This is a genomic window from Pseudoxanthomonas sp. UC19_8, from assembly GCF_042700505.1.
Taxonomy (GTDB): domain Bacteria; phylum Pseudomonadota; class Gammaproteobacteria; order Xanthomonadales; family Xanthomonadaceae; genus Pseudoxanthomonas_A; species Pseudoxanthomonas_A winnipegensis.
This window is the reverse complement of the sequence record NZ_CP170559.1, coordinates 4,062,780-4,075,404: the sequence shown is the minus strand read 5'-3', so window position 1 is coordinate 4,075,404 and position 12,625 is coordinate 4,062,780. Positions and strand designations below refer to the sequence as shown.

The window sequence follows — 12,625 nt, the reverse complement described above, 5'->3', positions numbered from 1 at the left end:
ATTCGATCACCGACTGGTGACACCCCTGCGGGGCATGCTGATCGGCAACCGTCGCAACGCCGATCAATGCCGTGCATCTGCCCTCGTCCGACAAACTGAGCCGTCGCCTGCAGAAGCTGCAGGACAGTTTTCCGGTGGCGCTGGCCAAGCGCTTCTCCGAGAGCGACCTGATGACCCAGGCCGCGGCCCTGACCTTCTATGCGCTGCTGTCGCTGGCGCCGCTGCTGGTGCTGCTGCTGTGGATCGTGGCCTCGCTCTACCCGCCGGCGCAGGACGAACTGCTGCGGCAGATCGCCGGGCTGGCCGGGCCGCAGGCCGGGGCCGTGGCGCGCACCGTGCTGACCAACGCCAAGGCCCAGCCCAGCGTGGGATCGCTGGCCGGGCTGTGGAGCACGCTGCTGCTGTTCGTCGGCGCCACGGCGGTGTTCGCGCGCCTGCAGGCCGCGTTGAACCTGATCTTCTACACCGACCGCACCGCGCTGACGGGCGGTGTGTGGGATTTCCTGAAGAAGCGCGTGTTCTCCTTCGGCGTGGTGCTGGGGCTGGGCTTCCTGCTGATCGTCTCGATGATGGCCGCCACCGCGCTGCAGGTGGTGCTGGCCAGCGTGCCCTCGCTGCTGCCGGTGCTGGGCAATGCGCTGACCTTCGTGCTGTACGCGGCCGCGTTCGGCTTCCTCTACCACTATCTGCCCGACCGGCCGGTGGAATGGCGCCAGGCGCTGCTGGGCGGGGTGATCACCGCCGGGCTGTTCATCGCCGGGCGCTACGGCATCGGGCTGTACCTGGCGAGCACCGACCCGGGCAGCGCCTACGGGACGATGGGCGCGATGGTGATCATGCTGGTGTGGCTGTACTACGCCACCGTGGTGTTCTTCGTCGGCGCGCTGCTGACCGCGGTGATCGACGAGCGGATGGACGCCCGGGCCGCGCACCGGGCCGCCGAGCGCGAGGCCGTCTTGCGCCAGAGTTCCACCGAGCGTCCCGAGGCGGTCGATCCCGACGCCCAGGCGCTGCCGGCGCAGGAGCTGCCTTCGCATCAGGATGGGGCGCCGCGGGCCTGAGGATTGTGGGGCGCGCCTCGGCGCGCTGGCTGCTTTAGGAATCGCTGGGTCTTTGCCTCTTTGCGGAACGCGGGAGAGGGAGGCTGGTTGGGACGGTTTGTCGCGAAGAGCGACCCCTCCCCCTCAGTCGCTAGCTCGCGACTTCGAGCTCCCCTTCGCCTTCGGCGAAAGGGAGGGGGCCGAAAACGGGCTGGCGCGAGGGAGAGGGCACGCACGACCGGGTACAAGGGAAGGCCGGGGCGGCTTGGCTTGACGGGCGTGGCATCCTAGTCGTCTGCCATGGCCCGTATTCCCGACGCTTTCATCGATGACCTGCTCGCCCGGACGGACATCGTCGAGGTGATCGGCACGCGCGTGCCGCTCAAGCGGCAGGGCAAGGAGTATGCGGCGCGCTGCCCGTTCCACGACGAGCGCTCGGCCAGCTTCACCGTCTCGCCGGTCAAGCAGTTCTATCACTGCTTCGGCTGCGGCGCGCACGGCACGGCGATCAGCTTCCTGATGAACTACGACCGCCTCGAGTTCCTCGATGCGGTCGACGAGCTGGCCAAGCGCGCCGGTATGGAGGTCCCGCGCGAGACCGCTCAGCGCAACCAGAGCGACGACAGCCGCGAGCTGTACACGATGCTGGAGGCCAGCGCGCGCTTCTTCCAGCGGCAGCTGGAGGCCAGCGACAAGGCCAGGGCATACCTGGACGGGCGCGGCGTGGACGCGGCCACGCGCGCGGCGTTCGGCATCGGCTATGCGCCCGACGGCTATTCGGCGCTGAAGGACGCGCTGGGCACCGACGCGCGCCGGATGCAGCTGCTCGAACGCGGCGGCATGTTCTCCAAGAACGACCGCGGCCACGTCTACGACAAGTTCCGCGACCGGGTGATGTTCCCCATCGCCGACCGGCGCGGCCGCACGATCGCCTTCGGCGGGCGCGTGCTGGACAAGGACGACGGCCCCAAATACCTCAACAGCCCCGAGACCGCGCTGTTCCACAAGGGCCGCGAGCTGTACGGCCTGTGGCAGGTGCGCCAGGCCAACCAGAAGATCGAGAAGCTGGTGGTGGTGGAGGGCTACATGGACGTGGTCAGCCTGTTCCAGTTCGGCGTGAAGTACGCGGTGGCCACGCTGGGCACGGCGACCACGCCGGACCATGCCGAGCTGCTGTTCCGCAATGCGGCCGATGTGTACTTCTGCTTCGACGGCGACGCGGCCGGGCAGCGCGCCGGCTGGCGCGCGCTGGAATCGGTGCTGCCGCGGATGAAGGACGGGCGGCAGGCGTTCTTCCTGTTCCTGCCCGATGGCGAGGATCCGGACACCATCGTGCGTAAGGAGGGCGCCGAGGGCTTCGCCGAGCGCCTGGCCCAGGCCACGCCGCTGTCGGCCTTCTTCTTCGAGGAGCTCTCGCGCGAGATCAACCTGGGCACGCTGGACGGCAAGGCGCGCCTGGCCGAGCGCGCCAAGCCGCTGCTGGCGCAGATCCCCGACGGCGCCTTCGGCGACCTGATGCGCGCGGAGCTGGCGCGGATCACCGGCGTGGGCGCCAATCCGCCGCCGGCCCCGCCCGCCGCGCGCCCGGCCGCGAGGCGCGCTGCATCCGGCCCGCAGCAGCGGCCCAGCCTGGTGCGCAGCGCGATCCTGCTGCTGCTGCACGCACCGTCGCTGGCGCTGGAAGTGCCGATGCCCTACACCTTCGCCGGCCTGCGCCTGCCCGGCATCGCGCTGCTGACCGAGCTGCTGGACATCATCCAGGCGCGCCCCGGAGATCACCCCCGGCGCGCTGCTGGAGCACTTCGCCGAACGCGAGGAGCTGCCCGCGCTGCAGAAGCTGATGATGCAGGCGCTGCCCGGCGAGGAAGCCACCTGGCGCCAGGAACTGCACGACGCGGTGGTGCAGCTGGAAAAGCAGACCCTGCAGCAGCGCCTGGACGAGCTGCTGGCCAAGCAGCGCGCGCAGGGGCTGGACGACACCGACAAGTACGAACTGCGCGAACTGCTCAAGGCGCGCGCGTCGGGGCACTGAGCGCAGGGAGTTCCCCGTCGTCGTTCCCGCGAAGGCGGGAATGACGAGACTTGGTGTGGAGCAACTGCCTCTCAGATCGAGTCGCAGCCTCCCTGTAGAGCGGAGCTTGCTCCGCTGCTCTTCGTTCGGTTCGTGGGGAAGGCTCCAGCGGAGCAAGCTCCGCTCTACAGGCGGGCCGCTGCGAGATCTGAGGAGACAGGTGCTCCTACCTACAGCCCATGCTCCAAAGCGCTCGGACTCATCGACAGGGCCGGTAGAATCGAAGTCCCCACTGCCGCATTGCCCCGCTCGTGAACCTGCTCAAGCGTCTGCGCATCGACACCTTCACGCTCTGCCTGCTGGGCACGGTCCTGCTGGCCTCGCTGCTGCCGGTGCGCGGCACCCCGGCGGGCTGGATGGACGACATCACCGACGTGGCCATCGCCGCGCTGTTCTTCCTGCACGGCGCACGGCTGTCGCGCGAGGCCATCGTCGCCGGCATGACCCACTGGCGCCTGCATCTGACCATCCTGGCCTGCACCTTCGTGCTGTTCCCGCTGCTGGGTCTTCTGGTGCATCCGCTGGCCGTGCATGTGCTGACGCCGGGGCTGGCGCTGGGCCTGCTGTTCCTGTGCGCGCTGCCGTCCACGGTGCAGTCCTCGATCGCCTTCACCTCGATGGCCGGCGGCAACGTGCCGGCCGCGGTCTGCGCCGCTTCGGCCTCCAGCCTGCTGGGCGTGTTCCTCACCCCGGCGATCATGACCCTGCTGGCCGGCACCCAGGGGCAGATGGCCGATCCGCTGCAGGCGATGTTCAAGATCCTGCTGCAGCTGCTGGTGCCGTTCGTGGCCGGTCATCTGCTGCGGCCGCTGATCGGCGGCTGGGTCGAACGCCGGCGCGCGGTCCTCAAGTACACCGACCAGGGCACGATCCTGCTGGTGGTCTACACCGCCTTCAGCGCGGCGGTGGTCGAAGGGCTGTGGCACGACACGCCGCTGCTGGCGCTGCTGGGAGTGGTCGGCTTCGCCGCGGCGCTGCTGGGCGTGGCCATGGCCCTGATCACGCTGCTGGCGCGCCGGCTGGGCTTCGCCCGCAGCGACGAGATCGCCATCGTGTTCTGCGGCTCCAAGAAGAGCCTGGCCACCGGCGTGCCGATGGCCAAGGTGATGTTCGCCGGCGGCGCGCTGGGCGCGATCGTGCTGCCGGTGATGATCTACCACCAGGTGCAGCTGATCACCTGCGCGGTAGTGGCCCAGCGCTATGCGCGCGGCAAGGCGCGCACCGACGCGCCGATCGCCGACTGAGCAGGCGCGCCGCGTTTCCCCTGATCCCTGGCCTCCGCCCCCTGGCCCCTGCTCCTACGCGAACAGCTCGAACTGGCTCAGATTCTCGGGCGTGATCAGGCGGAAGCGCGTGCGCTGCTCCGGCGCGCGCTCGAGTTCCTCGTTGGCGTGCAACAGATGCTGCAGGCCGGAGAGGATCTGCCCTTCCGGATCCTGGTCGATCACCGCGGCCAGATCGCCGGCGCGCAGCAGCTCGGCATGTTCGCGCGTGGCCTCGTGGCCGATCCACACCGGCGCCACCGCCAGCGGATGGCGGCGCAGCGCGCGGCGGATGCCGCCCGAGCACGCGCCGGTGCTGTAGATCGCCACGATGTCGTGGCGCTGGCGCAGGGTGTCGTGCAGCAGGGCGTGGGCGCGCTCGTTGTCGTCGGCCACTTCCACCGGCGGCAGCGGGTCCAGGTGCGGGAACTGCTCGGCCAGGATCTGGGTGAAGCCTTCCACGCGATCCAGCTGCGAGCGGAAATCCAGCGAGGCCACCGGCATCCACACCTTGCCCGCCTGGCGGGTGAAGCGCCCGGCCAGGTAGCCGGCGGTGCGCCCCGCCAGCACGTTGTCGATGCCCACATAGGCCAGGCGCTGGATCCCGGACACGTCCGAGGTCATGGTCACCACCGGCGTGCCGGCGGCATTCACCGCGCGCAAGGCCTGGCCGATGCGTGCGTTGTCGCGGGCCACGATCAGCAGGCCGTGGCGCGGATACGGCGGATTCTCCAGGAACTCGGCCAGGCGCTCGTCGTCGCGTTCGCCCCAGGCGCTGCGATGCACGGTCACGCGCGGGCCGATCAGGTTGGCGTAGCGGTCCAGCGCGTTGTTGAAGCGCTGGAACAGCGCGATCTCGCTGTGCACCAGCACCACGTCGAAATGCAGCACGCCATGGCGCACGTCCGGCAGCAGGCGGTTGGTGCCCAGGCGCTTGGCCGCCTCGACCACCTTGCGGCGCAGCGCGTCGGACACGCTGCCGCGCTCGTTGAGCACGCGGTCGACGGTGCTGGGGCTGACCCCCGCCTCGATGGCGATCTCGGTGAAACGGGGGCTGCGCTTGGTGCGGCGACGCTCGACACTCATGGAATTCAGACGATCACTCGAAGGGACGTGGCGGCGGCGGAACGGCACCGCCGCGCGGCCATCCTCCCGCGCGCATGGCGCCGGCGCAACGGGCTCACAGGCTGCGCCCGGCGATGCCCGGCAGCAGCGGCGCCAGCCAGTGGTCCACCAGCAGGAAGGCGAACAGCGCCATCAGGTACACGATCGAATAGCGGAAGGTGCGCATGGCGAAGAATTCGTCCGGCGGATCCAGCAGCTTCCACGCGTACCACAGGAAGCCCGCGCCCAGCACCAGCGCCCCGCCCAGGTAGAACAGGCCGCTGAGCCCGAACAGCACCGGCAGCAGCGTGGCCTCCACCAGCAGCACGGTGTAGAACAGGATCTGCCAGCGCGTATAGACCACGCCGTGGGTGACCGGCAGCATCGGGATCAGCGCCTTGGCGTAGTCCTCGCGGCGGAAGATCGCCAGTGCCCAGAAGTGCGGCGGCGTCCAGACGAAGATGATCAGCACCAGCAGCAGGCTGTGGCCCCAGTCCCACGGGCCCTCCATGCCGGTGACCGCGGCCCAGCCCAGCATCGGCGGCGTGGCCCCGGCCAGCCCGCCGATGACGATGTTCTGCGGCGTGGCGCGCTTGAGGTAGACGGTGTAGATCACCGCGTAGCCGATCAGCGAGAAGAACGTCAGCACCGCGGTGATCACGTTGACCCACAGCACCAGGATGGCCATCGAGATCACGGTCAGCACCAGCGCGAACACCAGCACCTGCCAGGGCTGCACCTTGCCCACCACCAGCGGGCGCCACGAGGTGCGCGCCATCTGCGCATCGATGCGCGCATCGAGCAGCTGGTTGATGGCCGCCGCCGCCGAGGCCGCGATCCAGATGCCCACGAAGCCCAGCAGCCCGTGCCGCACCTGGGTCGCGCTGGGCAGGCCGGGGATCGCCAGGATCATGCCGACGAAGGCGGTGAACACGATCAGGGCGACCACGCGTGGCTTGGTCAGGTCCCAGTAGTCCTTGGCCGTGGCGCGCACGGCGCTCATTCCGGCGTCCTCAGCCGCGCCAGCAACGAGACCAGCACGAACAGCAGCACCACCGCGCCGGCGTTGTGCAGCACGGCCACGCCCAGCGGCAGGGCCAGCTTGACGTTGAGGATGCCCAGGGTCACCTGGGCCAGCAGCGCGACCAGCAGGCCCGCGCCCCAGCCGCGCATGCCTCGGCTGGCGCCACAGCCGCAGCGCGCAGAACACCAGCCAGCAGGCCAGCACGATGGCCATCAGCCGGTGCGCCATCTGGATGGCGATGCGCGAGGCGCCGTCGAGCACGCCGCCTTCGTAGTCCACGCCGATGCCGCGCCACAGGGTGAAGCCCTCGTGGAAGTCGTGCGGCGGCCACCACTGGCCCACGCACTGCGGGAAGTTGGCCATGCGCCAGCTGCCGCCGCCGCAGGCCAGCGCCGCGTAGTTGGCGCTGACCCAGCCGCCCAGCGCGATCTGCACCACCAGCAGCCCCAGGCCCACGCCCAGCACGCGCTTGAGCGCGCGCGCATCGACCAGGGTGATCGGCAGCTGGGTCGCCCGCCAGGCCATCCACACCAGCAGGCCGAAGGTCGCCAGGCCGCCCAGCAGGTGCCCCATCACCACGATGGGCTTGAGCAGCCAGGTCACCGTCCACATGCCCAGCAGGGCCTGGAAGATGATCATCGCCAGGGTCAGCATCGCCACGCGCGCAAGATCGCCCGCGCCGCCAGGCGCGGACGCCGAAGACCAGCGCCACGCCGCGACCAGCAGGATGCCCTCGCCGATCAGGGCCAGCACGCTGGCCGCCACGTGCTGGCCGCGCATGTACAGCGGGATGGCCAGCGCCACCAGGACCGCGGCCACGATCACCTGCGCGACACCGAGCCGGCGCCGGCGCACGGCCATCAGCGCCAGGGCGAAGATCTCGATGCTGAGCATGCCGGCCAGGAAGCGGTGCACCTGCTCGCGCCAGGCCTTATGCGTCTCCAGCGGGCGGATCTTCAGCTGGGCGTGGTCGATGATCTCCGAAGGCGCCTGTGGCCAGGCCGCGCGGCCATAGCAGGTCGGCCAGTCCGGGCAGCTCAGGCCGGCATCGGACAGGCGCACGAAGCCGCCGAAGACGATCGTGCTGGCGGTCATGATCGCCGCCAGCCAGGCGATGCGGTGGAAGTGCCGGAACGGCAGGCGTGGGAGGACAGGCATTACGGTGGGGTTCGCTCTAAAGGAGTTTCAGCAGCTTGGCGACGTCGCTGCGCAGGTCGGCCGGGTCGAAACCCGGGGCGAAGCGCTGGATCACGAAGCCGTTGGGATCGATCACGTACACCGGCACGCCCGCGCCGTCGTCCACCTGGGGCAGCGCGGCGCGCAGCGGATCGCCGGCGGCGATCACGCGCAGCGACACCGGGCGCGCCGCGCCCGCCGGCGGCGGACCGATCCACAGGATGTGGACCTGGTCGGCGTTGTGGCCGAACAGCTGCCAGACCGTGTCCAGTTGGTGCGACAGGGCCACGCAGTCGGCCACGCAGTCGGCCGGCGGCGCCAGCACGATGCGCCAGGTGCGCTGCGGCTGACGCCAGCTGTAGGTGCCGCCACCGGCCAGCGCCGGCTGCAGCGCGCGCACGTCCACGGGCGGATGCAGCAACGCCCCGTGGTTCTTCAGCCCGGCCGGCTGCCAGCCGGCGAAGCGCAGCACGCCGGCCGCGCCCACGCTGCCGAAGAACAACACGAACAGGCCGAGCAGGATCCACCGGCCACGGTTTCGGCCAGGAGCGACGTCGGAAGGGGTCATGCCCCCATTTTCTCACGCGCGGCGCGTCTGCGCCGCCACGTGAGCACGCCGGCGGTGATCAGCACCGCCAGCGCCAGGCCGAACCACTGCACCGCATAGCCCAGGTGGCGCTCCGGTGGCAGCGTGTTGGGCAGCACGTCCAGGTCGCGCGGAAAGCCGACCGGCAGGGCCGGATCGAGCTTGAGCACCCGCTGCGCCAGCGCCGGCTGGCGCAGCGGCGCGGCCAGCGCGGCCGGGTCCAGCACCACGGCGAGCAGATCGCCGTTGGCCTGGGCCTGCGCGGGCGCCCGCAGCAGCCCGGCCGACGGCGGCGGCGCCAGCAGCCCGGCGACGCGGTGCGTGTCGGCCAGCGCCGGCACTGGCGGCAACTGGCGCTGCGCGTCCAGCGGCTGCCAGCCCAGGTCCACCAGCAGCGGCGCGCCGCCCGCATCGGGCACGAACACCCGGTAGGCGCGCACGCCGGCCTGGCCTTGGTGAGTCTGGTTGTCCAGCAGCACCGCCGGGCCCGGCGCGAAGCGGCCGCTGCCGGCCGCCCAGTCGAACTCCTGCGCGCGGGCGTGCTGCGCCGCGTCAGCCAGCGGCCGCGGCTGGCGGTCGTGCAGCACCTGGGCGACCTGCTCCAGCATCGCGCGCTTTTCCTTGGCACGCCCGAGCTGCCAGGTTCCCAGCCCGCAGAAGGCCGCGGCCACCAGCAGCGCCAGCGCCCAGCCGGCGGCGGTAGGCAGACGCCGGCTCACGCCCATCCGCCCGGCGGCGACGATAATCGGTGCATGCGGCACACGGCCGCCCGAGAGGTGCGCATGAACGACTCGCTCAAGACCCTGCTGATCGTCGCCTTCCTGATCATGATCGTGTGGAACCTCGGCGCCGGCCTGTACTACCTGCTGATCGACCGCGGCCAGACCACGCGCACGGTGCGCTCACTGACCTGGCGCATCGGGCTGTCGGTGACCCTGTTTGCGCTGGTCGTGCTGGGCATCTGGAGCGGCTGGATCAAACCGCACGGCATCGGCGGCTGAAAGCGAGGAACGCGCACGCAGACACTGAGGAGTGAGCAAAAGCGCTGGGCTTCCGCTCACGCGTCGCCACGCGCCCCTGCCTCAAAGCACGTAAACGAACAGGAACAGCGCCAGCCACACCACGTCGACGAAATGCCAGTACCACGCGGCCGCCTCGAAGGCGAAGTGGTGGTCCTTGGTGAAGTGCCCCTTGAGCACGCGCAACCACATGATCGCCAGCATCAGCGTGCCCAGGAACACGTGCGCGCCGTGGAAGCCGGTGAGCATGAAGAAGGTCGAGCCGTAGATGCCCGAGCCCAGCGTCAGGTTGAGCGCGTGGTAGGCATGCGCGTACTCGGTCACCTGAAAGTACAGGAAGGTCAGGCCCAGCAGCACGGTGATGCCCAGCCACAGCAGCACGGTGCCGCGCTGCGCCGCCTTGAGCGCATGGTGGCCGATGGTCAGGGTCACGCCGGAGGTCAGCAGGATCAGCGTGTTGATCAGCGGCAGGCCCCAGGCCGGAATGGTCTGGAAGGTGCCGCCGACCATCGCCGGGCCATTGGTCGGCCAGCCGGCCGAATAGCCCTCCCACAGCAGCGCGTTGGTCATCACCCCGTCGCCCTGCCCGCCCAGCCACGGCAGGGAGAAGGTGCGGGTGTAGAACAACGCGCCGAAAAAGGCGGCGAAGAACATCACCTCGGAGAAGATGAACCACACCATCCCCATGCGGAAGGACACGTCGACCTGGCCGTTGTAGCGGCCGGCGACCGACTCGCGGATCACATCGCCGAACCACATGAACAGCGTCGCCGCCAGCAGCACCACGCCGACCAGGAAGGTCCATTTGCCCCAGGCCGCGTCGTTGAGCCAGCTGGCCACGCCGATCATCAGCACGAACATCGCGATCGAACCGACAAAGGGCCACTTGCTCTGCGCCGGGACGAAGTAGACATCGGCATCCTGGGAGTGGGTCTGCGCCATCACGCGTTCCTTTGAGGGTCTTGGGCAATCAAGGCGCCGAATGCGCCGTCGGACTCGCCGACGCGCCCGCCAGGGCGGTGGTCAGCGCATCGTTCTTGAAGAAGGTGTACGACAGGGTGATCGTGCTGACATCGCTGGGCAGATGCGGGTCGACCATGAAGCGCAGCGGCATGTCGCGGCTCTCGCCGGCCTCCAGCGTCTGCGCGGTGAAGCAGAAGCACTCGGTCTTGACGAAGTACTGCGAGGCCCGCGCCGGCGCCACCGAAGGCACCGCATTGCCCACGATCGAACGCTTGCCGTCGTTGCGCGCGAAGAACTGCGCCTCGTACAGCTGGCCCGGCACCACCTGCATGCGCTGGACCTCCGGGTGGAAGGCCCAGGGCAGCTTCGAATTGACGCCGCCATCGAACTCCACCGTCACCAGGCGCTTGCTCGCCGCCACGCCGGCCACCTGGCCGGCCGCGGCCGGCCCCTTGTCCAGGCGGATGCCGAACACCTTCTCGCAGGCCAGCCGGTACAGCGGCACCAGCGAGAAGGTCAGCACGAACACCACCACCGCCACGCCGATCAGCCGCGGCAGGCCGGCGGTGCGCCGATCCGGCGCCGAAGCGGTGGCGGCGTCCCGGGCGTTCATGCGCGCAGCACCCCGGACAGGATGAAGGCGGCATAGATCGCGATCGCGATGCCGCCCACCACCAGCGCGGTGATGCGCGTGCCGCGCCGCCGCCGGGCGGCCTCGGCCATGGTCTGCAGCGGGGCGCGCGGGCTGTCCATCAGTGACCGATGTCCTCGTGCGCCAGGTCGCCCGGCTTGATCACCGGCGGCGTGGTGAAGGTATGCGCCGGCGCCGGCGAGGGCACCGTCCACTCCAGGCCCCTGGCGTTCTCCCAGGCGCGCGCGTCGGCCGGCGCGCCCTTCTTCAGCGACCAGCCCAGGATGGCGGCCATCATGAAGGGCGTGAGGAACATGCCGAAGGCGCCGATCGAACTGACGAAGTTCCAGTCGGCGAAGACCACGTTGTAGTCCGGGATGCGGCGCGGCATGCCGGCCAGGCCCAGGAAGTGCTGCGGGAAGAACAGCACGTTTACGAACACCACCGTCCACCAGAAATGGAACTTGCTCCAGAACTGGCTGTACATGCGCCCGGTCCACTTGGGCCACCAGTAGTAGGTGGCCGCGATGATCGAGAACACCGCGCCGGTCACCAGCACGTAGTGGAAGTGCGCCACCACGAAGTAGGTGTCGTGGTACTGGAAGTCGGCCGGCACGATCGCCAGCATCAGCCCGGAGAAGCCGCCGATGGTGAACAGGATGACGAAGGCCACCGCCCACAGCATCGGCGTCTCGAAGCTCAGCGAGCCCTTCCACATGGTCGAGACCCAGTTGAACACCTTCACCCCGGTGGGGATGGCGATCAGCATGGTGGCGAACATGAAGTAGATCTCGCCGCCCAGCGGCATGCCCACCGCGAACATGTGGTGCGCCCACACGATGAAGCTCAGGAAGGCGATCGAGGCGGTGGCGTAGACCATGGCCTGGTAGCCGAACAGCGGCTTGCGGCTGAAGGTCGGGATGATCTCGCTGGCCACGCCGAAGGCCGGCAGGATCATGATGTAGACCTCGGGATGGCCGAAGAACCAGAAGATGTGCTGGTACATCACCGGGTCGCCGCCGCCGGCGGCGTTGAAGAAGCTGGTGCCGAAGAAGCGGTCGGTCAGCAGCATGGTCACCGCGCCGGCCAGCACCGGCATCACCGCGATCAGCAGGAAGGCGGTGATCAGCCAGGTCCACACGAAGATCGGCATCTTCAGCAGATCCATGCCCGGCGCGCGCATGTTGAGGATGGTGGCGATGATGTTGATCGCGCCCATGATCGAGCTGATGCCGGCCACGTGGATGGCGAACACGCTGAAGGCCACGTTGGCGCCGCCCTGCAGCGACAGCGGCGGGTACAGCGTCCAGCCGCCGGCCGGCGCGCCGCCGGGCAGGAAGAGAGTCATCAGCAGCAGGGTGAAGGCTACCGGCAGCAGCCAGAACGACCAGTTGTTCATGCGCGGCAGCGCCATGTCCGGCGCGCCGATCTGCAGCGGGATCATCCAGTTGCCCAGGCCGACGAAGGCCGGCATGACGCCGCCGAAGATCATCACCAGCGCATGCACGGTGGTCATCTGGTTGAAGAACTCGGGCTTGACGAACTGCAGACCCGGCTCCATCAGCTCGGCGCGGATGATCACGCTCATCGCCGCGCCGATGACGAACATCACGAAGGAGAACAGCAGGTACAGCGTGCCGATGTCCTTGTGGTTGGTGGAGAAGAACCAGCGCTCGACGAAGCCCTGGCGATGGCCGTGGTGATCGTCGTGGTGCTCTGCGGCGGCGTGGGCCATGGGCGTGTTCCTCG

At 69.5% G+C, this 12,625-nt stretch carries 11 protein-coding genes and 2 pseudogenes; 4 read left to right on the top strand and 9 right to left on the bottom strand.

The window, feature by feature from the left end:
- The first annotated feature begins 71 nt into the window (after positions 1–71).
- From ACFJIT_RS17915 to ACFJIT_RS17905, 3 genes and pseudogenes are all read left to right on the top strand, one after another.
- Positions 72–1,061 carry a YihY/virulence factor BrkB family protein gene (locus tag ACFJIT_RS17915; RefSeq protein ID WP_130531982.1) on the top strand — a complete coding sequence of 330 codons (990 nt, stop codon included), beginning with the start codon at positions 72–74 and terminating at the stop codon, positions 1,059–1,061.
- 279 nt (positions 1,062–1,340) lie between these two features.
- Positions 1,341–3,072 (top strand): annotated as a pseudogene (gene dnaG, locus ACFJIT_RS17910) (DNA primase).
- A 290-nt stretch (positions 3,073–3,362) separates the two neighbouring features.
- Positions 3,363–4,355, top strand: coding sequence for a bile acid:sodium symporter family protein (locus ACFJIT_RS17905; protein WP_379654474.1), 993 nt, complete (start codon positions 3,363–3,365; stop codon positions 4,353–4,355).
- Between the two features lie 54 nt (positions 4,356–4,409).
- Here the strand turns inward: ACFJIT_RS17905 and ACFJIT_RS17900 are convergent, their stop codons facing one another.
- From ACFJIT_RS17900 to ACFJIT_RS17880, 5 genes and pseudogenes are all read right to left on the bottom strand, one after another.
- Positions 4,410–5,459 (bottom strand): LacI family DNA-binding transcriptional regulator, encoded by a 1,050-nt coding sequence (locus tag ACFJIT_RS17900; RefSeq protein ID WP_130524649.1) that lies wholly within the window; start codon positions 5,457–5,459, stop codon positions 4,410–4,412.
- A 94-nt stretch (positions 5,460–5,553) separates the two neighbouring features.
- Positions 5,554–6,480 (bottom strand): heme o synthase, encoded by a 927-nt coding sequence (gene cyoE / locus ACFJIT_RS17895; RefSeq protein ID WP_130521519.1) that lies wholly within the window; start codon positions 6,478–6,480, stop codon positions 5,554–5,556.
- Positions 6,477–7,659 (bottom strand): annotated as a pseudogene (locus ACFJIT_RS17890) (heme A synthase). Before ACFJIT_RS17890 ends, cyoE begins: the two are co-directional and overlap by 4 nt.
- A gap of 16 nt (positions 7,660–7,675) precedes the next feature.
- Positions 7,676–8,245 carry a hypothetical protein gene (locus tag ACFJIT_RS17885; RefSeq protein ID WP_130531980.1) on the bottom strand — a complete coding sequence of 190 codons (570 nt, stop codon included), beginning with the start codon at positions 8,243–8,245 and terminating at the stop codon, positions 7,676–7,678.
- On the bottom strand, positions 8,242–8,982 hold the full coding sequence (locus tag ACFJIT_RS17880; protein ID WP_379654473.1) for an SURF1 family protein: 741 nt from the start codon (positions 8,980–8,982) through the stop codon (positions 8,242–8,244). The genes ACFJIT_RS17885 and ACFJIT_RS17880 overlap by 4 nt, the downstream gene beginning before the upstream one ends.
- Positions 8,983–9,045: 63 nt before the next feature.
- On the opposite strand from ACFJIT_RS17880, the gene ACFJIT_RS17875 reads away from it, so the two are divergent.
- Positions 9,046–9,264 carry a twin transmembrane helix small protein gene (locus ACFJIT_RS17875; RefSeq protein ID WP_130521513.1) on the top strand — a complete coding sequence of 73 codons (219 nt, stop codon included), beginning with the start codon at positions 9,046–9,048 and terminating at the stop codon, positions 9,262–9,264.
- 81 nt (positions 9,265–9,345) lie between these two features.
- Here the strand turns inward: ACFJIT_RS17875 and ACFJIT_RS17870 are convergent, their stop codons facing one another.
- The 4 genes from ACFJIT_RS17870 to ctaD are packed head-to-tail and all read right to left on the bottom strand — an operon-like array spanning position 9,346 to position 12,611.
- Positions 9,346–10,224, bottom strand: coding sequence for a cytochrome c oxidase subunit 3 (locus ACFJIT_RS17870; protein ID WP_130524646.1), 879 nt, complete (start codon positions 10,222–10,224; stop codon positions 9,346–9,348).
- A gap of 28 nt (positions 10,225–10,252) precedes the next feature.
- Positions 10,253–10,858 (bottom strand): cytochrome c oxidase assembly protein, encoded by a 606-nt coding sequence (locus ACFJIT_RS17865; RefSeq protein ID WP_379654472.1) that lies wholly within the window; start codon positions 10,856–10,858, stop codon positions 10,253–10,255.
- Entirely contained in the window at positions 10,855–10,998 is a 144-nt protein-coding gene (locus ACFJIT_RS17860; RefSeq protein ID WP_165394652.1) for a hypothetical protein, read from the bottom strand. The genes ACFJIT_RS17865 and ACFJIT_RS17860 overlap by 4 nt, the downstream gene beginning before the upstream one ends.
- Entirely contained in the window at positions 10,998–12,611 is a 1,614-nt protein-coding gene (gene ctaD, locus ACFJIT_RS17855; RefSeq protein WP_130521508.1) for a cytochrome c oxidase subunit I, read from the bottom strand. Before ctaD ends, ACFJIT_RS17860 begins: the two co-directional genes overlap by 1 nt.
- Between the last annotated feature and the right edge of the window lie 14 nt (positions 12,612–12,625).

What these genes read in the sequence shown, in the direction of transcription:
- ACFJIT_RS17900 (WP_130524649.1), bottom strand. Translation starts at nt 5,459, where the DNA reads ATGAGTGTCGAGCGTCGCCGCACCAAGCGCAGCCCCCGTTTCACCGAG.
- cyoE (WP_130521519.1), bottom strand. Translation starts at nt 6,480, where the DNA reads ATGAGCGCCGTGCGCGCCACGGCCAAGGACTACTGGGACCTGACCAAG.
- ACFJIT_RS17885 (WP_130531980.1), bottom strand. Translation starts at nt 8,245, where the DNA reads ATGACCCCTTCCGACGTCGCTCCTGGCCGAAACCGTGGCCGGTGGATC.
- ACFJIT_RS17875 (WP_130521513.1), top strand. Translation starts at nt 9,046, where the DNA reads ATGAACGACTCGCTCAAGACCCTGCTGATCGTCGCCTTCCTGATCATG.
- ACFJIT_RS17870 (WP_130524646.1), bottom strand. Translation starts at nt 10,224, where the DNA reads ATGGCGCAGACCCACTCCCAGGATGCCGATGTCTACTTCGTCCCGGCG.
- ACFJIT_RS17865 (WP_379654472.1), bottom strand. Translation starts at nt 10,858, where the DNA reads ATGAACGCCCGGGACGCCGCCACCGCTTCGGCGCCGGATCGGCGCACC.
- ACFJIT_RS17860 (WP_165394652.1), bottom strand. Translation starts at nt 10,998, where the DNA reads ATGGACAGCCCGCGCGCCCCGCTGCAGACCATGGCCGAGGCCGCCCGG.
- ctaD (WP_130521508.1), bottom strand. Translation starts at nt 12,611, where the DNA reads ATGGCCCACGCCGCCGCAGAGCACCACGACGATCACCACGGCCATCGC.